The sequence below is a fragment of the Prosthecobacter fluviatilis genome (assembly GCF_042655725.1).
In the GTDB taxonomy this organism is placed as follows: Bacteria; Verrucomicrobiota; Verrucomicrobiia; order Verrucomicrobiales; family Verrucomicrobiaceae; genus Prosthecobacter; species Prosthecobacter fluviatilis.
Map to the genome: position 1 here is coordinate 431,157 of NZ_JBHSMQ010000002.1, position 21,515 is coordinate 452,671.

The 21,515-nt window shown below is 58.9% G+C and carries 12 protein-coding genes and 11 tRNA genes; 17 read left to right on the forward strand and 6 right to left on the reverse strand.

Annotated elements, in window-relative coordinates; genetic code table 11:
• Positions 1-5 precede the first annotated feature (5 nt).
• From ACFQDI_RS06730 to ACFQDI_RS06740, 3 genes are read left to right on the forward strand one after another with little or no spacing between them, the layout of a single operon-like run.
• Positions 6-1,403 (forward strand): DUF1552 domain-containing protein, encoded by a 1,398-nt coding sequence (locus tag ACFQDI_RS06730; protein WP_377164736.1) that lies wholly within the window; start codon positions 6-8, stop codon positions 1,401-1,403.
• Positions 1,404-1,443: 40 nt separating this feature from the next.
• Positions 1,444-2,445 (forward strand): leucine-rich repeat domain-containing protein, encoded by a 1,002-nt coding sequence (locus ACFQDI_RS06735; RefSeq protein ID WP_377164738.1) that lies wholly within the window; start codon positions 1,444-1,446, stop codon positions 2,443-2,445.
• A gap of 21 nt (positions 2,446-2,466) precedes the next feature.
• Positions 2,467-3,915 (forward strand): hypothetical protein, encoded by a 1,449-nt coding sequence (locus ACFQDI_RS06740; protein WP_377164740.1) that lies wholly within the window; start codon positions 2,467-2,469, stop codon positions 3,913-3,915.
• Positions 3,916-4,064: 149 nt separating this feature from the next.
• On the opposite strand, the gene ACFQDI_RS06745 is transcribed toward ACFQDI_RS06740, so the two are convergent.
• The 5 genes from ACFQDI_RS06745 to rnhC form a co-directional block, all read right to left on the reverse strand.
• Positions 4,065-4,829, reverse strand: coding sequence for a 3-keto-disaccharide hydrolase (locus ACFQDI_RS06745; RefSeq protein WP_377164742.1), 765 nt, complete (start codon positions 4,827-4,829; stop codon positions 4,065-4,067).
• An 8-nt stretch (positions 4,830-4,837) separates the two neighbouring features.
• Positions 4,838-6,778 (reverse strand): DUF4261 domain-containing protein, encoded by a 1,941-nt coding sequence (locus ACFQDI_RS06750; protein WP_377164744.1) that lies wholly within the window; start codon positions 6,776-6,778, stop codon positions 4,838-4,840.
• Between the two features lie 100 nt (positions 6,779-6,878).
• Entirely contained in the window at positions 6,879-9,989 is a 3,111-nt protein-coding gene (locus ACFQDI_RS06755) for a c-type cytochrome (protein ID WP_377164746.1), read from the reverse strand.
• Between the two features lie 96 nt (positions 9,990-10,085).
• Positions 10,086-10,460, reverse strand: coding sequence for an HU family DNA-binding protein (locus tag ACFQDI_RS06760; protein WP_377164748.1), 375 nt, complete (start codon positions 10,458-10,460; stop codon positions 10,086-10,088).
• 50 nt (positions 10,461-10,510) lie between these two features.
• A complete protein-coding gene (gene rnhC, locus ACFQDI_RS06765) occupies positions 10,511-11,449 on the reverse strand; it encodes a ribonuclease HIII (protein WP_377164750.1) in 939 nt (312 codons plus the stop codon).
• Positions 11,450-11,523: 74 nt separating this feature from the next.
• On the opposite strand from rnhC, the gene ACFQDI_RS06770 reads away from it, so the two are divergent.
• From ACFQDI_RS06770 to ACFQDI_RS06790, 5 genes are all read left to right on the forward strand, one after another.
• Positions 11,524-12,561, forward strand: coding sequence for an A/G-specific adenine glycosylase (locus ACFQDI_RS06770; RefSeq protein ID WP_377164752.1), 1,038 nt, complete (start codon positions 11,524-11,526; stop codon positions 12,559-12,561).
• 52 nt (positions 12,562-12,613) lie between these two features.
• Entirely contained in the window at positions 12,614-13,543 is a 930-nt protein-coding gene (locus ACFQDI_RS06775) for a metal ABC transporter substrate-binding protein (RefSeq protein WP_377164754.1), read from the forward strand.
• Between the two features lie 919 nt (positions 13,544-14,462).
• Positions 14,463-14,537 (forward strand) — tRNA-Trp (locus ACFQDI_RS06780).
• 390 nt (positions 14,538-14,927) lie between these two features.
• Positions 14,928-15,005, forward strand: a tRNA-Asp gene (locus tag ACFQDI_RS06785).
• Between the two features lie 10 nt (positions 15,006-15,015).
• A tRNA-Ala gene (locus ACFQDI_RS06790) sits at positions 15,016-15,090 on the forward strand.
• Between the two features lie 274 nt (positions 15,091-15,364).
• Here ACFQDI_RS06790 and ACFQDI_RS06795 read toward each other — a convergent pair.
• Positions 15,365-16,549 (reverse strand): MFS transporter, encoded by a 1,185-nt coding sequence (locus tag ACFQDI_RS06795; protein ID WP_377164756.1) that lies wholly within the window; start codon positions 16,547-16,549, stop codon positions 15,365-15,367.
• 332 nt (positions 16,550-16,881) lie between these two features.
• Between ACFQDI_RS06795 and ACFQDI_RS06800 the strand changes: the two genes are divergently transcribed.
• The 9 genes from ACFQDI_RS06800 (at position 16,882) to ACFQDI_RS06840 (ending at position 21,484) form a co-directional block, all read left to right on the forward strand.
• A tRNA-Gly gene (locus ACFQDI_RS06800) sits at positions 16,882-16,955 on the forward strand.
• A 10-nt stretch (positions 16,956-16,965) separates the two neighbouring features.
• Positions 16,966-17,041 (forward strand) — tRNA-Thr (locus ACFQDI_RS06805).
• A gap of 355 nt (positions 17,042-17,396) precedes the next feature.
• Positions 17,397-17,471: transfer RNA gene (locus tag ACFQDI_RS06810), tRNA-Ile, on the forward strand.
• Positions 17,472-17,629: 158 nt separating this feature from the next.
• Positions 17,630-17,704 (forward strand) — tRNA-Leu (locus tag ACFQDI_RS06815).
• 11 nt (positions 17,705-17,715) lie between these two features.
• Positions 17,716-17,782 (forward strand) — tRNA-Arg (locus ACFQDI_RS06820).
• A 73-nt stretch (positions 17,783-17,855) separates the two neighbouring features.
• Positions 17,856-17,931: transfer RNA gene (locus tag ACFQDI_RS06825), tRNA-Arg, on the forward strand.
• A gap of 7 nt (positions 17,932-17,938) precedes the next feature.
• Positions 17,939-18,011 (forward strand) — tRNA-Leu (locus tag ACFQDI_RS06830).
• A gap of 1,102 nt (positions 18,012-19,113) precedes the next feature.
• Positions 19,114-19,189: transfer RNA gene (locus ACFQDI_RS06835), tRNA-Leu, on the forward strand.
• Between the two features lie 867 nt (positions 19,190-20,056).
• Positions 20,057-21,484: a TROVE domain-containing protein gene (locus ACFQDI_RS06840; RefSeq protein ID WP_377164758.1), complete on the forward strand. Its 1,428-nt coding sequence runs from the start codon at positions 20,057-20,059 to the stop codon at positions 21,482-21,484.
• Positions 21,485-21,515 lie beyond the last annotated feature (31 nt).

The window sequence follows — 21,515 nt, forward strand, 5'->3', positions numbered from 1 at the left end:
CCGCCATGAGCAACATCCAATCCCAACGCTGGCTCCTTAACCGCCGTCATTTCCTGCGCGGCCTCGGCACCACCATGGCGCTGCCTTTGCTGGATGCGATGGTGCCTCTACGCGCCAGCGCAGCGGCGACCGCAAAGCCGCGGCGCAGTGTGTTTGTGTACATCCCGAACGGGGTGAACGGAATGACATGGCAGTGTACGAAGTCAGGGCGCGGCTATGAGCTTTCGCCTTCGCTGAAGCCGCTGGCGAAGCATCAGGAGGACTTCACGGTGTTCAGCGGGCTGCATCATCCGAACGGCCTAGGGCAGGCACATGTGTGTGCCGATACGTGGCTCACGGGGGCGAAGATCGATGCGCAGGGCGGGCGCAAATACGAGAATACGATCTCGTGCGACCAGATGATGGCGGAGGTGGTAGGACAGCAGACGCGATTCAACTCGCTGGAGCTTTCCATTTCCACGGGCACGGGCCAGCCGTTTAACTCGAACACGCTGGCGTTCTCGCGAGATGGCGTGCCGCTGCCGGCGGATGACAATCCGAAGATCATTTTCAACCGCCTGTTTGGCGAGGAGCCCGGAGGCGTCGGTGCGCAGCGCGCACGCCTGACCAAGCGGCGCAGCGTGCTGGATGCGGTGCTGGATGATGCGAAGTCGCTGCGGCTGGCGCTGGGCACGGATGACCGCACCAAGCTGGATGAATACATGCACGCTGTGCGCGATGTGGAGCAGCGCGCCGAGCGGCTGGATGCGTGGCTGGACATTCCAAAGCCGGTGGTGGAGAAGAATCTGGCGGCACCATTTCAGCGCGATGTGCCCAAGGCCCAGGCCGGGGAATACTGGCGGACGATGTTTGACATCATCGTGCTGGTGCTGCGAACGGACATGACTCGCGTGGTGACCTACATGAACGGCAGCGAAGGCAACGGGCTGGCGATTCCTGAAATCCAGATCACTCAGGCGCGGCACAATCTCTCCCATCACAACGGCGACCCAGTGGTGCTGGACCGGCTGGCAAAGAGCGATGCCTTCATCATGCAGCAGTTTGCGCATTTCCTGGATGAGCTGCGTGCTGTGAAGGACGGCGACGAGGCGCTGCTTGACCGCACGATGGTGCTTTTTGGCAGCGGCATGAGCTACGGCCACAGCCACTGCAACAGCAACCTGCCCATTCTGCTGGCAGGCGGCAAGGGACTCGGGCTCAAGCACGGCCAGCACATCGACTACAACCGGCCGCACCTCAAAGAAGACTACACTCTGAGCTACGACGAGTGGCGCAGCCTGTGCGGCAAGCCCAAGGACGGCAAGGCCCGCCTGAGCAACGTGATGCTGACCATGCTGCATAAGATGGAGGTCAACGCGGAGACCTTCGTGGACAGTCTCGGGCCCGTCAGTGAAATCGTGTGATTCTGTGCCGCTGCTTCATTCCTTTCGACCAATCTTTTTTATGAAACCAACCCTGTCATTGATCACTCTCCTCTCGTTTGCCATCGGCACGTCCGCCTTGGCAATGGACCCGCATGCCGAAGCCGTTGCCAAAATTGTGGAAGGGGCGAAAGGCAAGGTCGAAAAGACCGAAGACGGCCAGAGTCTGAAGCTGGTGGATCTGGCGGTGCCAAACACCGGGCCGCATGACCACCGCAAGGAGGACCCGTATGACGCGGCCTTCTTTGAGCATCTGGGGCATATCAGCACCCTGGAGTCGCTGAATATCATTGCCACGAAGTTCAATGATGAGTGGATGCCACACATTGCGAAGCTGACGAATCTCAAGGTGTTGCGCTTTACCAACAATGGCTCGCTGACAGATGCGGGGATGGTGCAGCTCGCGGGGTTGAAGAATCTTGAATCGTTTTCGTTTGTGGGCACCAAAATCACCGGGCGTGCCTATGCGAAGTTTGAGGGCTTTACCAAACTCGTTAAAGTGAGCCACCGTGGCAGCAGCATTGATGACGAGGGGCTGAAGGAGCTGTGCGATCATCTGCCGAATCTGGAAAGCATCAGCCTGGCGCATGCGAAGTTTACGGATGCAGGGGCTCCGAATCTGGCGAAGCTGACGAAGCTCAAGGGGCTTGAGCTGGGCGCGCATGCCACTCCTGCGGCGCTGAAGAACATCACGGCCCTGCCGCTTGATTACCTACAACTGGGCGAAGGGTTCGATAAATCGGAGTCGCTGCCGATCATCAAGGAGATCAAGACGCTGAAGCGGCTGACGCTGACGAATTGCAAGACCACCACTGATGATGATCTCAAGGTGCTGGCGACGATGACACAGCTCGAATCCCTTGAGCTTGGCAGTCCGGCCATGCCTGATGAGCGTCTGCCGCTGCTGCAGGGTTTTGCCTTTCTCAAGGAGCTCAAGATTATCGACCGTCAGAAGGGCTACCCGGAAGAGACGCAGGCCAAGATCAAGGCGCTGCTGCCGAAGGTGGATGTGAAATTTAAGTGACCCTGCTTTAACCGACACCTCATGCGAATCCTCTGCGCCTTTTTTCTTGCCTCCGCCCTGTCTATGGCTGCTGCTGATGTGGCGGGCTTCCCCTCACTCAAGGATGCCAGACGCATTCACGGCGAGCTTGTCAGCCTGGATTTCATCCGTCGCAGCGGGGAGTTTCGCGCCGATGATGGCAAGCTGATGAGCTTCAGCATGCCGCCATATGCGATCATGAAGTATCACGGTGCCGAGGCTGATCTGCGCGAGGTGCCGCTGGGGACTAAGCTGACCTTTGTGATGCTGCCGGATGCGGAAGGAAAGATGACGAGGCTGGTCACTACTGATGACGGCCAGGCTGCGGATGCGGCACAGCTGAAGAAATTTCGCGAGTTTACCGAGAAGCGTGGCGTGGCGGGTTGGATCGACAAGACAGAGGGGAACATCGTCACGGTGACTTTCTTCAGCGGTGATCCGGCTGCTTTTCAGGCCGCCTATGGCGAACTGCTGGCTGTGGGAAAAGGCGGCAAGCTCTGCGTGGCAAATGACGAGTTGCGCACTTGGAATCCGGGTGTGGACGGCGAAGGCTGCTCCATCACGGAAGTGAACAAGGTGCCCACCGAATACTTTGGCAGCAGCGGAGTGCAGGTCACGGTGAAGGTGAGCAACATGCTGGAGGGCTTTCGCCGCGGGCGTGTGGTACGCGTTTTCCTGACGGGATGGAAAGTGCAGGATCAGTTTTATGGCGAGAGCCTGATGGGTTACGGCTTTGGGCACATGCTGAACCAGGAGCTGGTCGAGAACGTGGCAAAGGAGTATCCAGAGCAGTTTCCCTTCCGGACAGAATTCAGCAATGCGCATCTGCCGTGGTATCAGCTCAAGGATGATGTGAAGCCGCCGCCTTTTTCCGAGCACGTGGTGTTTGGCGAACTGGTGCAGGCTGATGCAAAGACCGGCAGCGGTAAATTCATGGCTGAGCTGACGGGCGAGGCGGTGAACTTCACGCTCATCAAGAACCACACTCTCAAATACCTGGGGGCTGATCCACAGTTTGCCCAGCTGCCCACCGGGCAGCGCTACCGCTTCCACCTGTATCAGGATGCGACGGGGGCTTTTAACCGCGTGAGCTTCATCAGCGATGACTTCAGTCATGCCAGTGCGAACGCCATCACCGCGCGCGTCACCGCCATTCACGGCAACCGCATCCACGTCGCTTGGCAGCTTCCGCTGGTGAAGGACTACAACGGCGACATGCAGCGCCCGCAGGACATCGGAAGCCGCATCCTCATGGTGAATGACGCCACCCGCGTGTGGAAGGCGGACCAGCAGGTGAAGCTGGCCGATTTGAAAGAAGGAGACGTCCTGCTCTTCAACCGCACCGCTGAACTGCCTGGCAAGGCTTCAGTTTGCACCGACCTTTGGATCGGCGAGGAAACTCACAAGCTGGCAACGGAGAAGATGCGCAAGCCTGCGGTGGCGAAGAAGTAGGCGGGGGGCTGCAGAGAGTTGATCAGCGCGTCAGCGTTTTGGAGTGCTCCAACCCTCTGGAGCTTTTCGCAGGCTTTGAGACGCTCAAAAGCACCGGAGGACCGGCGCACTCCAGGACGCTGTCGCGCCGATTCATACTCCAGTCTTGGTTACTTCGCGTTCTCATCATAGCGGTGCAGGGGACGCACCCAGATGTTGCGGTAGCGGGTCGGATTGTGGTGATCCTGCAGGGCGAAGACGACCTCCTGCATCTTGGTTTCCAGCGGTGCGGCGTGCTGAACGATGATGCCGTTTTGCAGCACGGTGATGCGGGCGGGCTGGAGCACGGCACCTTTGTCATCGAGTTTTGCGCATTCGCAGATGATGTCATAGCTCTGCCATTCGCCGGGCTTGCGGCAGGCATTCACCAGCGGTGGATACTTATGGTAGATGGCCCCGGCCTGGCCGTCGGGGTAGGTGTCGTTTTCGTATGAGTCGAGCACCTGCACCTCTCCCCAGCCGTGGAGGAGCACGCCGCTATTGCCACGGCCCTGGCTCTTGCCCACGACTTCGGCGGGTGTGGCCCATTCGAGGTGGATCTGGCAGGAGCCGAATTTGTCGCGGATTTCGATGTCACCGCCCTTGGGTTTGATTTCCGCGTAGCCGTTTTCGATTTTCCAATTGGGGACATCGCTCTGATCCGGGTCGCCATTGCGTGGCTTGCGGATGAACTTGGAGAGGTCTGTGCCGTCAAAGAGCACCACGGCGTCGCTGGGTGCGGTGGTCGCTGCGGGCGGTGTGATCACGGTGGGGCGTGGGCGTTGCATGTCGCCTTCGCGGTAGATGCCGCCGGGGGTGAAGGGCTTTTCTTTGGCAGGCTCCGCAGCTGTGATCAGGAAGGGAAACAGGGAGAGAAGGGCGGGGATACGATGCATAGCAGGGCTCACTTGGGACTGGAGTATACGGCTGGCGGCGTCTTCTTTTGTGGTTCAGATGCTTTTTTAGAGCCGGAGAGCTTTTCAAAAATGTTCACTATCAAAGCGGAAAGGATGCTCAGCAGAAACACCGCGAGACAAATGTAATAGATGATCGTCCAGCACTTGCGCAGGAGCCCGCCACAGCCTTGGTTTTTCTTCCGCTCCTCTTCCAGCATTTGATCTGCCATCCGGTCAAATGCGGCAATCTCCGCAAAACGCCCCGGCTCCACCGAACCTGGAAGCGGTGGCGTTCCAGCGGCGATATGCCACGGGATCTGCACCACGGCCCCATGAGGCCCGGGTATCGCGAGGAGGGGAATGAAAGGTACGTCCTCTGGCGGCATCCACGATTTGCGCAAGAGCAGGCAGAGCAGGATGAATTGGCTGCCTTGGGTTTCACTCAGGGGAAAGGCTTCCCGGTAAAACAGGCGGTAGCTGTCGTCAGACATGATGCGCGCCGTACCTGGAAATTTTTTAGCATCACCCTCTCCCGTGTAGAGGTCGTAGGCCACCATGCCAAAGATCCCGGCCCGCAGGATGTCCGAGCTGGTTTGTTCGGTGGCCACAATGACGCCGCAGGGCAGCAGGGCATGACTTTCTGTCTTGAAGGCTGGGTTTGTCATGAGCGGCACGGCAAACCAGACTTGGCCGCGGGTGGCCAGCTGCTGATACTGCTCCCAGAGTTCCGGAGTCTGCTGCCCCAGGTATTGAAGCTTCTCCCATGTTTCCAGGGCCATCTTTCGGGACATCTCCTTTTCCAGCGCCACCTTCATCGCAAAGGGCACATGGGCATCATCATAGTACACGGTGCGAAAAGCCGGAGAAAGCAGCCAGTTCACGGCGCGTGCACGGATGCTTTCCTTCATCGGCTGCCATGCCTCTATCTTGGACAGCGCGGCATTGAACTCCGGCGTTATCTCATTTTCAGATGGGCGGTTGGATGTTTCAGCAGGTGCCTTCGTTGCAAGTACATCGGGCTCTGCTGCCGCTCCTTCCACGGTCCAGTGCAGCACCTTGCGGTCTGGTTCCATGCAGGAGTTTTCGCGTTCCTCCGCACGCCACAGCCTTTCATGCGGTCCGTCCGTGGTATGCCTGTTTTTGAACTCCACGGCATTGTCTGCCTGGTAGTGCAACAGGTCCACCAGGAAGTGGATCTGCTCAGTGCGGGTGTTTGCGGGGTCATCCCATGCAAACTCGTGGTCGCAGAGCCCAAGCTGTGCCATGCCGATGGAATCCACAAACGACCAACTTTCTTCGACCGGGCATCCCCGCAGGCGCACGATGGCCTCCACTGGGCAAGTCTTGTGCTCCAAGGCGTTGCTTACAAGCTCACTCAGCCCTTCCATTGGCAGAAGCAGTTCGCAGTTCGGGTTGAAGTAGGCCACCGCCTCCTGCAGTTCGGAGAGCGCAGCGGCGGCACGCACCAGAAACGCAAGCTCCTGCACGGGTTGAGCATTATCAGGCTGCGCTTGTCGGGGCTCTTCGGCATCAGCCCCTGCAGCGGTGTTGAAAAAGTGGCTCACCCGAAAGCGCACAAAAGCCCGATGCTCATGCGCCATCATGGCTCCGGCTCTGTAGCCGGGGGCCTGGAGCGCGCGTGCAAATGCGCCGGGCTGAACGAATGGGCCAAAGGCGCCCAAAGCGTGGGCAGAAGCCAGCAGTGTCGGCTTTTCACCGGCACCCATGTCATCTGGCCAGGTGAAGTTGCAGATGTCCACCGAAACGGACGCCTTGCTTTCAAGGCCGGCTTTTAGCGTGAAGCCGGCACCTTGCATCTCCGGCCATTCGGTGGCGTCTTCATCCGTCGCAATGCCGAAGCCCTGTAGCTCAAAAAGATGGCGCAGCGAGCCCAGTTCCGGAGCCTGTGAACATAGGACAGCAATGCTTTGCGTGAAAAAGATCTGCATATGCAGGTCCTCCTACCAGCGTTGTTTTGGCTTGAACAGAGGAAAAAAGAAGGCCGGCAAAGCGCCGGCCTTCCGTGGATCCAGTTGCGGCACAATTGGACTACTTCTGAAACGCCTTGTCCTTCGCATTCCCGCCGCTCATGAGGTAGGCGATGAGGTTGAGGAGTTCGTCCTGGTTGAGGGTGTTGATGAGGCCGGGGGGCATCATGCTGACTTTGCGGGTGCCTTTTTTGGCGATGTCGCTTTCATTGATGGCCATGTGGTCGTTGGGGGCGAAGGGGTTGGTCATAATGAAGACTTTGCCGTTTTCTTCGACGACGATGCGGCCGACGATGACGGTGCCGTCCTTCTTGGTGATCTCGTGGCTGTCGTACTGGTCGGAGATGACCTTGCTGGGGTCGACGATGTTTTCCATGAGGTCGCGCATGGTGTAGCGGTTGCCCGCGCCGGTGAGGTCGGGGCCGATGCTGCCGCCGTCTCCATTGAAGCGGTGGCAGGTCGCGCACATGATGCTGCGGTACATGGCCTCGCCGTTGGCGAAGTCGCGCCCTTTGAGGCCGCCTGCGGTGAGGGTGGCGACTTCATCGACGGTCCAGTTTTTGCCGGGGCCTTTGGGGGCCACGTAGTTGGGGATGGAGGTGCTGGCCTCGACCTTGCTGCTGAGGGCTTCGAGAGAGGCGACCTCCTCCTTGGGCACAAAGGTGGCCATGGCGTCCTTGCGGATGTTTTCGATGAAGCCCTTGAAGCTGTTGCCGCCCTTCCAGGTGCGGGCGTGTGGGAACCAGGAGAAGAAGGTCTGGCGGTGCTCGGGTGTCCAGCCTGCGGTGGCGTTGCGCAGCGCGACCATGTAGCTGATCTGCTGGGCATTGGGGCGGCTGCCAGCGGCGGCACGGGCGGCATTGGCGTAGCCGTCATTGCGGCTGAGGACGGCGTCTGTGGTGACCTCCTGGAAGTCGTCCTTGGTGGTGGCCATGATGGCGAGGGTCTTGGAGACGACGGTGGGGGAGTCGATGGCGACGAGGATCTGGCAGAGCTCGCGGTTGATGTAGGGATCCTCCGCCGGATAAAGGGCATCGAGCGCCAGGGCGATCTTGGAGCAGACGTCGGCGTCGGGTTTGCCAAGGCGGATGAGGATGAGCTCCAGGGCGCGCAATGCGGCGAGCTGCTGGTCGAGCGGGAGCTGGGCACCGGCGAGCTTGCCGAGAGAAAGGAGCATGAGGCCTTCGAGCTCGGCGTTTTCAGAGGAGACGTAGCCGATGGGCTCGGAGGAGGTGCCGGTAGGCTTGGCAGCGGGCCTGCCGCCTTCGTTGGAGGTCTTGGCTCCGGTGACACGTGCGAGGGCGATGAGGCCTTCGATCAAGGCGGTGGGGTTTGTTTCAGAGAGGACTTTCTGCTTCCAGAGCTCCACGGGCAGTTTTTCGATGGCGACGCGGGCGGCATAGCGAATGTGGCGGTCGCTGTGGCTGAGGTTTTTCCAGGCGTCCTGCAGCGCGGCTGCGGCATCCACCTTGCCGGTGTGGTAGGCCTCCAGAGAGGCACGAAGTGTGAACTCCGCCCCAAGAGGCTGAGCCTTGGCGGGAGCGGTGGACTCCTCGCCGACATAGGTCACGCGATAGACGCCGGACTGGGACTTGCGGCCGCCGACGGCGAAGTACATGGCTCCGTCCTGCGGGTGGATGACGACGTCTGTGAGAGGCAGGGGTTTGCCGAAGACGAACTCCTCCTTAGTGGCGGCGTAGCTGGCGCCTTTGGGCTGCAGGTGGATGGCCCACATGGTGCCGTAGGTCCAGTCATTGATGAAGATGGCGTGCTGGTACTTGGCGGGGAATTTGGCACCTGTGCCAGCCACGACACCGGTGGGGCTGCCGGGGCCGATGTCGAGCGTGGTGGGGAGGGAGTCGGGATAGTAGTTGGGCCATTTGCCGCTGCCGCTGCGCCAGCCGTAGTCAGCACCGCTGACGCAGTGGTTCACGCGGGTGGGGCGATACCAGGGGGAGCCGATGTCCCACTCCATGTCCGCATCGTAAGTGAAGAGCTGGCCCTGGTCATTGAAGCAGATGTCGAACTCATTGCGGAAGCCGTAGCAGAAGAGCTCGAGGCCGCTGCCGTCGGGATTCATGCTGCAGATGTAGCCGCCGGGGGCGTGGATGCCGCGGGCGTGGCCATTGGCGTCCCAGAAGCGGGGCAGGATGTGGTCTTCTCCCCAGATCTTGGCGGGGCGGCTGTCCTGAAGGCCTTCGGGCAGCTTGGTGTGGTTGCCGCAGTTGAAGAAGATGCGCTTGCCATCGGGGCTGACGGTCATGCTATGCAGGCCGTGCTCGCCGCCGCCAGCCATGGTGTGGAGCTTGGTGATCTTGTCGTACTGGTCGTCGCCGTCGGAGTCCTGCACGCGGTAGAGGCCGTTGTTTTTGCCGTCTTCGTTGACCATGACGTAGAGGCTGTCGAAGGCGGCGAGGAGGCCGTGGGCTTTGCCAAGCTGGACGGAGAGCTTTTCGGGCTTGAGGTTTTCAGTCTTGCCGATGGCGGGGACGCTCATGCGGTAGATGGAGCCATACTGGTCGCAGGCGATGAGGCGGCCTTTGGGGTCCACGGTGAGGGCCACCCAGGAGCCTTCCTGGTCCTTGGGCACATTGTAGAGCTTCTCCACCTTGAAGCCTTTTGGCACAGTGACTTCGGAGGCGGCAATGCTCTCGGCGGGGCCGCTGTTTCCACCTCTGGATTTGCCATCGAGCGCGAGTCCCCAAGGGCCTTTGCCGTAGTCGTTGATCACCAAGGCGGGCTGCCAGGCTTCTGTGCCGGTCTTGGCGGCCTCCCACTTGTCGTTCGTTTCGACGAGCACTTTCTCCTGGTTGTTGGGCAGCTTGATGGTGAGGCGTGCGATGAGGGCGGCGAGGCCACCTTTGTTGCGGGCATTGACGATGATTTCGTTCTGCTCGCCGCGCTTGATGTCCTTGCTGATGTCCGCTTTGGTGGGCTCCTGCCAGTCGGGATTGGTAAGAACTTTTTTACCATTGAGGATGGCGTCTGCGCCGTTGTCGCAGGTCAGCTCCAAGGTGGCGAAGTGCGCGTTGTGCGGCACCTCAAAGCGGTAACGGAAGGTGACCTGGGGATCTTTATCGCCATTCTTGGACAGCCAGATCCACTGAGGCGCGGCGCTGGCGGTGTTGAGCAAAAAGGCAAAGGCGAGCGTGGATAAAATGCGGGGCAACATGGTGGGCGGAAAGTACGCACCAAATTGCCTCACGTTGCACGGTAATCGCAAGCTTTGGCAAATGGACATCCTGCGGATGCCGCGGAAACGGCCAAGCTAGACGTGGTTGCCGTTCAAAGCCTGTGCACCATTGACTTTCTGGACCGACAGAGCTGCGACACGGGACTTGAGCTCCTTGCTGGGCTTGAAACGCACGACGCAGCGGTCGGGAATCATCACCTCAGAGTTTGGCTGTTTGGGATTGCGGCCGATTTTGCCACGTGCCACACGGAGGTCAAAGGTTCCGAAAGTGCGCAGTGTCACCTCGTTTCCTTCAGCCAGATTCTTCGAAACCAGCTCCATGAAGGCTTCCACCATGGCCAGTGTGTCGGCATGCTTGATTCCTGTTGCGTTGCTTAGTTCCGCAACCAAATCTTTTTTGGTGATCGTGGTCATAGTTAGGTGACTAGCGAGACGTTTAACGGGGCGCAACTAAATTCTGTGTCGAATTATCATCCCTACCTACGATTTAGTCAGTGTATTTATTTGGAATAATCTGAGGCTGTCCGCGAAAGAACCTCGTTGAAAGTCCGGAAGTGCGTTTTGCAAAGCGTCGGCAAAACCTCGCTGCCGTGCTGTCCTACGAGCGTGCCCGCAGCTTGTTTCACCCCTTCTGAAACCCCTTTTGGGATTTCCATCGCGTATTTCCGCGCCTGCGACTTCAGCCAGCCAACAAAAGCTTCGCGTGCGAGAATGGATGCAGCGGCTACCGCGGGGTCGCTTTCCGCCTTGGTGCGCTGAATGAGCTCGATCTCTCTGCCGCGGGTCTTCATGGCGCGCTGAAGCACGGCGGGATTGGCAAACTGGTCCGAGATGGCCCGCTGGCAGCCGGGAATGCGTTCTAGCAGATTTTCGATGACCCGTGCGTGCCCCCAGGCCAGCAGCCGGTTTAGATTCCCAAACTGGGCGTAGAGCTCGTTGTAGCGTGCGGGATGGATGGAGATGACCTCCCAGGCAAGGGTGGGTATGGTGCGAATATCCGCGGCAATTTTAAAGATGCGCTCGTCGCTGCTGATGCGCTTGCTGTCCACCGCGCCGATGTCCCGCAGGCGGCGTACCGCATCGCCATCGACATACACGCCTGCGACCACCAGCGGTCCAAAGAAGTCGCCCTTGCCGCTTTCATCCACACCGATGTGGGGCTGAAACATCTCCGGATGGTGAACTTCTTCGTAGCCCAGCTTTGCCTCGCCCAGCACTTCGGGCTCAAGAATATGAGTGATGAAATCCTCGGTCTCCTTTCCCTGCACAACGATCTTGGGGCCTTTTTCATAGACACACACATTCACTTTGGAGCTGGCGGCGGCGTAAAGGCAGTAGGGTTTGGTTTGAAAATCAAACCCGCGCTGATCCAGAAGAGTGCGCAGTTTCTCAGCTTGAGCGGTGGTGATGGCATGAGTGTAGCTGGTCAGTGGCGGCATGGGCGGCGATTTTAATCGCTGGAGTGACGAAAGACTCATGAAAAATACGCCGGATCGTTCATTATTAGGGCACGATGCCAACTCAAACAGCCAGGCCGAACCCCCAAGCCATCGCCGCAGAGCTTGTGAACTGGTTTGGGCAAAACGCACGTGACTATCCCTGGCGCCGCACGCGGGATCCTTACGCGATCCTGGTGGCTGAAGTCATGCTGCAGCAAACACAGATTTCCACGGTGCTGGACCGCGGCTTTTACGCGCGCTGGCTGGAGCGGTTTCCTGATTTCGAGACGCTGGCGTCTGCCCGAGAGGATGAGGTGCTCAAAACCTGGGAGGGCCTGGGCTACTACAGGCGGGCGCGCAATCTCCAGCGGCTGGCCAGGGAAGTGATGGAGCAGCATGGCGGGGTGTTTCCAAGCGATCACGCCTCCATACTTGGGCTGCCCGGTGTCGGTCCCTACACGGCCGGGGCTGTGGCGAGTTTCGCGTTTGGCCTCGCAGAGCCCATCGTGGACGGCAACATCTCCCGTGTGCTGTCGCGCATCTACAATGATGCCACGCCGGTGGATTCCACCGCAGGTGCAAAGCTGCTGTGGGAGCGCTCGGCACTCCTTGTGAAAGCAACGGATGACCCGAGGGCTCTGAACTCGGCGCTCATGGAACTCGGGCAGACACACTGCACCCCAACCAAGCCTGCCTGTGATCTCTGCCCGGTTCGCGCCCACTGCAGGGCGCTCGATCCGGAAACGCTGCCAGTGAAGCAGGCGCGACAGCAAATTTCCGCCGTTACCGAGCATGTCATTTTTCTGCGGACCAGCAGTGGGGTGCTGCTGGAGCTGGAAACCGGCAGGCGCCGAACAGGCCTGTGGAAACTGCCCGAACTGCCGCCTGAGCATGTAAGTGAGCCGCCTCCGGTGCTCCTGCGAATGCACTATGGCATCACGCGTTACAAGGTTACGCTATGGGTGCATGAGCCGCATGCAGAGGAGTATGCGTGGCCGGAAACACACCGACTGGTGCCATTTGCCGAACTTGAATCCACTCCCATGCCGGCGCCGTATCGCAAGGCGCTGCGCGAATTGCTTGGCCGGGGGGAGTTCCGGCTGAGTGCCTGAATTGTCAGTTTGCGATTGACTTCCCATGTCCTACCAGATGCCATCAACCACTATGAAAAAGCGCACTCTTCTACTCACCTGCATCACCATTGTCCTCGCAGGCTGCAAACCCTCGGCGGAAGCCCCGGCGGCAAAGTCGGCAGAGCCCGCCGCGAAGACCGGTAAGCCGCAGGTGCTGGTGGCCAACTACCCGCTGCAGTACTTTGCGCAGCGAATCGCCGGGGATGCCGTTGAGGTGAGGTTCCTGGCGCCCAAGGATGAAGATCCTGCCTTCTGGCAGCCGGACGAGGTTGCCATCGCAGCCTTTCAGAAGGCAGACCTCATACTCATGAACGGAGCGGGCTACTCAAAGTGGGCGGACAAAGTCACTCTGCCAGAGTCGAAGGTGGTCGATACCTCCGCGGCATTTGCCAGCAGCTTTATCGAAGTGCGTGATGCCACCATGCACAGCCATGGTCCCGCCGGCGCGCACAGCCACAGTGGCACGGCTTTCACCACCTGGATTGATTTCAAGCAGGCCGCCATGCAGGCGCAGGCGGTGGGGGATGCGCTGTCCGCACTGGTGCCGGCAGCCAAGGAGGCCATCAGCAAAAACACAGAAGCCCTGAAGGAAGAGCTGGAAGCTCTTGATGGCCGCATGAGCGCCATCAGCCGTCGTCTGGTGCAGTATCCGCTGGTGGCGTCGCATCCAGTGTACCATTACCTCGCACGCCGCTATGGTCTGGATTTGAAGTCGGTTCTTTGGGAGCCAGACACCAAGCTGGATGACGCTGCGCTCAATGACCTCAAGGCCATTCTTGCCGGACACCGTGCCCGCTGGATGATCTGGGAGGGGGAGCCAAGCAAGGACAGCGTGGAGAAACTTGCTGCGATCGGCCTTCAAAGTGTCGTTTTTGCCCCATGCGCCAACGTACCTGAGAGCGGCGACTTCATGACCGTGATGAAAGCAAATGTGGAAGCGATGGAGAAGGCCTTTCAGTGATGTGCAGGAGTTTTAGGGATGAAAACAGCCCTGAAACTTGAGTGCATAAGAAAAATATAGAATTGATGTTGACGGCCCAATAAGGCCGTGCCAATATCCGTTACCTTCAACACAAGCCATGAACACCACCCGGACACATCTTAACTCACCCGCGCTGATTGAGCGTCACGGAGAGTCCGTATGTGCCAGATTGGCCAAAGGCTTTATGCCGGCTTATGCAGCGCAAGATTGGAGTCTCCAGATAAAAGCACACAACGAGCAGGGCGCTTTGACGCCCCATTAGGCCCCGAAGGCCAAGTTTCCGAAGGAAGCCCTGCTCGCCCACTCCAAGGCGGCAGGGCTTTTTCTTTGCCCGCGAAGTGAACCCACCCTCTCTTTTTCATCATTCATTGATTCAACCTGCGGTCGCCTGACCGCTTCCCCCCATCGCATAAAAAAACCCCGGCATCCGCGCTAACGGATACCGGGGCAAGGCCAGCCAAGCTGACTCCGGGAGGAGTCGTTTAGACACGCAGAGCAAGACCTGAGAACAGGTTTGCACCCTCCTAACGAATGTCAACAAAAGCAGTCTTAAAATACGCAATATTCCTACGCCGAGGCGAGGAATGCGGGGATTTCTTGTCCCTTTTTGACATCACGAAACGGCTTCCCCGGGAGGTGTGCCATAAACACCGAAACATCCGCCGTGAAATACCTGCGGGTGCGACGCCAGCGATCGAGTGATCCACACTCCATCCCGTGCGTGGCAGCGGTGTTCGTTCTTTATAGATGGCAGATCACCTCAATACGAGGCTGATCTGCCATTCAAAGGCACGGAGCACGGTAGCAAGTGATGTAACCTTGGGAGAGTGTATACAGTGGCAAGGCCGCCTCCGTGTCTTTGAATGGCAGAACGGAAGATTTTCCAATTCGATACGATACGGCGGTGGCAGACAAGCAATGCACGGGCCTCCAAAACCCGCAGATGTGGGCGCGATACCCACCCGCCGTGCCATTTCATTTCAAATCAAGAACGCGGCGGTAGATCGTTAAAGAGGCGACCTGGACTGTAAATTCAGTGCTCATTGAGCCCTCCACGGAGCATTACCGTGACGCCGCACCACTCATTCATTTATGCTCACGAAACACGGGGCGCACGGCAGCAACTTCATACGCCGTTACAGGCCCACCGTGGCAGTCCCCGTGTTTTTCGTGGGTAGTTTCATTGCTTTTTACAAATGCAGGGAGAGCCAGAGCTCCGTTCGGTCTCATAAGCCGGGTTTGGCGGGTGCAACTCCCGTCCCTGCGTCCAATTTCATGGGCCTGTGGTGTAAAAGACCGCACGGCTGGGTGGCACCCAGCAGGAGACGGAGCGTTACCGTCCTCGTCCACCATCTTTAAAGAAGGTCCGTTAGCTTAGTCAGTTCAGAGCACCCGCCTGTCGAGCGGAAGGTCGCGGGAGCAAAGCCCGCACGGACCGCCAAAATTTCCATGGGACCGTAGTGTAGAAGACAGCACGGCTGGTTTGCACCCAGCAAGAGACGGAGCGTTACCGTCCGGCTCCACCATTTTTAGAATCCCCCGTGAGGTAAAGTAGCCTGTCGGCCTGTTACGCTGATCGTCGTGGTGCGAGTCCACGCCGGGGAGCCAATTATTCAAAGCCCGCAAGGTGTAAGAGACATTGCATACGCCGCTTCTAACGGCCGTGGTTCCAGGTGCAAATCCTGGTGTGGGCACCACTTTAATGGAGCACGTCCGGCACAGACGAGGAAACGGTCTTGAAAACCGCTGCGCCCTTATCAAGGCGTCCAGAGTGCGATTCTCTGGTGCTCCGCCATTTCGTTAACCTCTGCGATCAAACCGCAGCAAGGATTCGTGTATGACCAGAAGTCCGCTCGCCATGGCCACTGTGGCCAACGTTACTGCCTCAAGATCCCGTGATTGCGCCAGCCACCCGCAGAAGCTGGGCAGCAGTGCCGCTCCTACCATGGCTGCGCTGACTTGAAAGCCGATGGCGTGGGCGGCGCGTGCTTTGCCGAGCCGCTGCGGCGTTCGTGTCATTAAACACGGATAAATGGAAGCCAGTCCAAGACCGACGAGTGCCAGCGCTCCTGCTGAGAAAGGCGTGTTTGCGGCAAACAGCGCGGTGCCGAGGACTGCTCCCAGCATGCTCAGGCGCAGCAGCAGGTCGATCCCGAGCCGCTCAATGACAAAGCCAAATCCCACTCGACCGATGGCGATGCTGGCCCAGTAAATCGTCACCCACATGCCGGCAGTCTCTTTGCTCATGCTACGTGCTTCGTTCATCACTGTGAAACTCCACTGGCCCACAGTCACCTCGAGACCGGTGTAGATGAAAAAGAGCACCACATGCCCCCAGACACCGCCATGTTTCAAGGCATCGAGCATGCTCACCGAGGCCTCGGGTTCAGAAGTCGCGTTCGTCGTTTCGCCCGGAGTGTCCCAAAGTTTTCGGGTGTAAAAGAACAGTCCTGTTAGCAGGAGAAGCAGCGCGCCCACGGTCGCATAACCCGCCCGCCATTCTCCCAGTGAGACCAGCATGGAGGTCATGATCAGAGGCCCCAGGGTGGCGCCGATGCCATAGCAGGCATGCAGCCAGTTCATGTGACGTGGCGAGAAATGATTCGCCACATAATGATTCAGCCCTGCATCGATCGCCCCGGAGCCAAGCCCGTGCAGCAGCGCGCAGGTCGCAAACAAAGCCCATGCCGGCGCGACCGCATAGCCCAGGGCGCTCGCGGCCACCAGCAGGCTGCTCCCTGCCAGCAATGCCCCGATGCCCAATGACTTGAGCAGTTTTCCCGTGAGTAAACCTGAAACGAAGTAGCTCGCTCCCGCCCCAAAGAAGATCCATGCGATCTCGCTCTGCTGTCGGCCAAAAAAATCCCGCACTGAGGGCCAGGCCACACCGATGAGCGTGTCTGGCAGCCCCAGACTGATGAAGCCGAGATAGGCGGTCACCAGCAAGAGGCGGCGGGAAAAAGGTGGAGTGTCGTCGGATGGCATTTGTTAGCGGGGTAGTCTGATTGCAGAAGCTTCGTTTGTCGTTGCTGCCTTGAGTCCAGCTTTTGTTTCATACGTTTTTCATTCCTCTGTAGCTCAACAGCAGAGCAGCCGGTCGATAACTGGCAGAACGTGGAGCGTCACCACGCAGAGGGACCATTTTTCAAAGAACGCTGGATGGCTTAGACAGATGAGCGGCGGGTTGAAGTTCCGCACAGGTTGGCGCACTACCAACTCCAGCGACCATTTTCAATGCGGCATTGATGTAACAGCAACATGCGGGTCTTCCAAACCCATCACGTCGGGGCAGCACCGACATGCCGCACCAATTCATTGTGGTCATCGTCCAGCAGCAGGACGCAGCTATGCCAAGGCTGAGACGCCGGTGCGAGTCCGGCTGACCGCACCATTTGTCAAACTCCTCCGTGGCCGACGTAGAAAGGCACCCGTTTCGTAAACAGGACCATGTGGGCGCGAACCCCACCGGAGGATCCATTTCATGCAACACACCCTTCATAGTGTAACAGCAGCATTCCTTGTTGTGAACGAGGCGGTGCCGGGGCAGAACCGGCTGAGGGAACCATTTCTTTATATCGGATACGAGAGAGCCTGCAGCGCTCGCTTGCCTTGGAAGCAAGAGTAGCCCGGGGCAGCACCGGGGTATCCGACCACTTTCATTCGTGCGCAAGACAAAGAGCCGAGTCAGCGGTCCGCAAAACCGCATTACCCAGTGCGAGCCTGGGGTGCACGTCCATCCTTTTCATTCGGATACGAGAGAGCCAGCGAACTCGCTTGGTTTGGGACCAAGACAGGCCCGGGGCAGCACCGGGGTATCCGACCATTTCATTATTGGTCTGTAGCTTAAGAGTAGAGCGTCGGGCTCATAACCCGCAGGGTGCTGGTGCAAGTCCAGCCAGACCGACCATTTCAAGCATGGGGTAGTGAGCATGACAGGCGCGGATTCATTCCGTGCTGCTGTCTCCACGCCCATGCCAACCTAGCCTTGTAGCTCAATCAGCAGAGCATCCGCCTTTGAAGCGGAGAGTTGGTGGTGCGAATCCACCCGATGCCGCCATCCTTTATGCCCATGTAGTCCAATGCAGAGACAACCGCCTCAGAAGCGGTCCAGTGCGGGTGCGAGTCCTGCCATGGGCACCATTTTATGTCTCCGTAGCTCAGCAGACAGAGTGGCTGATTACGAATCAGCAGGCCGCAGGTGCGATTGGCTGCTGTGCAGCCTACGCAACCAGGCTTCGCATTTAATAGTGCGCTGCCGCGCATGGCGTTCCTGCCGGAGACACTTTTCGAGACTCCTGTAGCTCAATCGACAGAGCACCGCGCTTCGAACGCGGAGGTTGCGGGTGCAAGTCCTGCCAGGAGTGCCAGTCACAAGCCCATGTAGTCCAACAGCAGAGACAGCCGTTTCAAAAGCGGCCGAGTGCAGGTGCGAATCCTGCCATGGGCACTCATTCATCATGGAACGCCAACCGGACCAGCGTGCCGGGACTCGGTGCTAACGAGATCGTGCCGCCTTCGTGTGGTATGAGGAGCATGTCCTCGGCGTTCCGCATTTTTCAATGCCCACGAATGCAAAGTCGTCGCGCGACAGGTCCTTCAAATCTGTCTTAGCGGGTGCGAGTCCCGCTGTGGGTGCCAATTTACTTTTATCAACGGGGCGTCGGTGCCGGGAGGAAACTCAGAAACCGATGGGGGCATGGCCCCGACAGCCGGCGTGAGCCGGTCAGAGGCGAAGGTGCCTGAAAACCTTCGCGCCGTGAGGGATCACGGACAGTCCATGCAAGCCCAGGCTTCCCGCGAAAGCGGGCGATCATGGCCCCGAAGGCCGTGGTCGTTTTGGGAAAGCAGTGCGTCGTGGAACGAACGGCGGTTTAGATGCCCGGAAACGGGGAACATCAGCCGCCGGAGAGCAGCGGGTGGTGCCGGCCTCACGACCGACCAGACTGCGATCCATAAAGCCAAGGGTAGTGCCAGAAAACATCCGAGCCTTGTCGGCAAGGGTGATGGCGCAGAGCGAGAGGTGGCGGACGTGTGCAAGCACGGACGTTGTCTTGAGACTCCGTTGAGTAGCCGACAGGTGAAAGGCAGACGATGTGTGGCATTTCGCAGCCCAAAAGGCGGCGACAACCGCAGGACATCCGCATCGTCGCAGGTATGACTCGTAATCAGAAAAACGCAAAGAGGTGTCCGGCGTGACGAGTGAAATAGCTCAATCCTCCAGCCCCACGGGGCAATGGAGGCATCCGAGGGCCGCAAGCCCGGAGATGTCGGTGTGAATCCGCACATAAGGGGTAGCTCCCCTGCACGGCCGAAAGGTCGGTGGTAGGTGCAGCGCCGACAGTCGTCACGCGACAAGTGATAAGCCACACTTTAAAAAAGGCAGCTATGCTGTTCGACCCTGCAAGGCAGGGTGGATACGAGCCGAACCAGGGGCCGCAAACCCTTGGATAATGGCTCCAACGGAGCAGCACGCGAGGTGTAATCTCAGCCCTCGCTTTCTATTTTTTACACTCGCAGTCTGCATGACGGGACTGCACCAAGTTTCAAAAGCTCATGTAGCCCAACAGCAGAGGAACGACGTCGAGAGCGTCGCCAGTGCGGGTGCGAGTCCCGCTGTGAGCACCATTTTCGGTCCAAAGCTTAGACAGCGAAGCAGCCGGCTTTTAACCGGCATAGCAGGGTGCATGTCCCTGTGGACCGACCACCATTTCTACGCCTGCTGGCGAAACAGCATCACTTCTGGCGTACATCCAGAAATCGAGGGGGCAGCACCTTCACGGGCGACCATGCTTTTGCGGCAGTGAGAACGTAGTTCCTTCGTAGCAAGCAGTACAGCACTGGGTACGAGCCCAGACATGCGGGTGCGAATCCCGCCGAGATGCCGGTCCGCCGGTTTAACAACACTTCGTTCGTCTTCCTCCGCAATCATTTTTCCATTCAAGACTCTGAGGCAGTGAGGCCGGGGATACTCCGGAAATCGTGGGTTCAAATCCCATCATCCTCATGCAGGGTGAAGCCCTGGCCAATTTCCTCCTCAGATTCCGTTGATCCAATTTCGCGGCAGTGAAGACAGGATTTCTTCGCTCCAACACCAAACTGAAGTGCGATTGCCCATGAGTTGGGGTTCGGTGAAAGCCGGCCCCGGGTTCGATTCCCGGCCTTCTCAGTTAGAGCCTGTCTGCTTTTCTCCGCGATCCTTTTTTTGGGGCAGTGAGACTGGAGTTACTTCGACTCATAATCGGCTGGTTGCAGGTTCGAGCCTTGCCGGGTGCCCACAGGCATTTGTAGCTCAATGGTAGAGCAGCTGGGTGCCAACGCATCCGTTCTCCGGTCGCCTTTCTCCCCAAATCCTTTTCCGAAAATCAGGCAAATCATGCGGCAGTGATGCCAGGGGTACTTCGGGAGCCGGTCCGCTCGCAAGAGCGCCGGCGGCTTATCACGGGCCGTTTCCCTGGCAAACTTTCTCCGCATTCCACCCAGAAAATCAATATCATGAAATTCAACTTTCTCAAGAAACGCCCGCGTGCCGATACGCTCAACCTCGCGGGTGGCGAGGCATTTACCGAGACGCCCAAGCTGGAACTCGCGTCCCTCATGCTCACCTCCATGCTCAAGGATGAGTTCTACCGCAGCGGCGATGCCACCGCACAGCGCCTGCGAGAGCTCATCTCTGCCCAGAGCGACAAATGCTTCGTGGCCAAGGCTGCTCTGTATGCCCGCAAATCCGCCGGCATGCGCAGCGTGAGCCACCTCGCAGCGGCAGAGCTGGCCAGAAGTGTGAAGGGCCAGTCGTGGACGGCGCGGTTTTATGACCGTGTCGTGCATCGCCCGGATGACGCCATCGAGATCCTTGCCTGCTACCGCGGCTCGCATGGGAAGGTGATTCCAAATTCGCTCAAGAAAGGACTTGGCCGTGCCCTGGCGCGCTTTGACGAGTATCAGCTCGCGAAGTACCGCAAGGACAATGCCGACCTTTCGCTGGTCGATGTCGTGAATCTCGTTCACCCGCCTGCCACGGAGGCGCTGGGCAAGCTCGTCAAAGGTTCTCTGGCCGCAGCCGAAACCTGGGAAACCAAGCTCACGCAGGCCGGTGCTGCTGCGCAGAGTGACGACGATCTCGCCTCGCTGAAACGTGAGGCGTGGTCAGAGCTCATTCGCACGCGGAAACTGGGCTACTTTGCCCTGCTGCGAAACCTGCGCAATGTGCTCGAGTCGGCTCCTGAAGCTGTGAACGAGGCGCTGACGATGCTGCGCGATGAAAAACTCATCCGCAAATCTCTCGTTCTGCCGTTTCGCTTTCAGACTGCGCTCGACGCCGTGCAGGTCAGCCATCTGCCGCGTGCGGCTGATGCCCTGGCCGCTCTCAGCGACGCCGTGGACATCTCGCTCGCCAACGTGCCATCCTTTCCGGGGCGCACGCTTGTCGCACTGGATGGCTCCGGTTCCATGGCGGGCCGCCCGCTGCAGATCGGTTCGATCTTTGCAGCCACGCTGCTCAAGGCGAATGATGCCGACATCATTCTTTTCAGCGACGGCGCCAAATACGTCACGCTGAACAAGCGAGACAGCACGCTCTCGTTGGCCAAATGGCTGCAAGGCCAGGCGCAGTCGGCGGGTACCGACTTCCATTCCATCTTCCAGTGTGCGGACCGGGCGTATGACCGTGTCATCATCCTTTCTGACATGCAGGGATGGGCGGGGTACTACGCTCCCGTGGAGACATTTCGCCGCTGGAAGGAGCGCCACCGCTGCGATCCGAAAGTGTTCAGCTTTGACCTGAACGGTTACGGTTCGCTGCAGTTCCCAGAGCGCCAGGTTTGCTGCCTGGCAGGTTTCAGCGACAAAACGCTGGAGACTCTGAAGCTGCTGGACTCCGATCCAGGCGCACTGATCCGCATGATCGAAGCCGTGGAGCTTTGAGAAGCTGCCCGTCACTCAAGTGCGCCGCTCT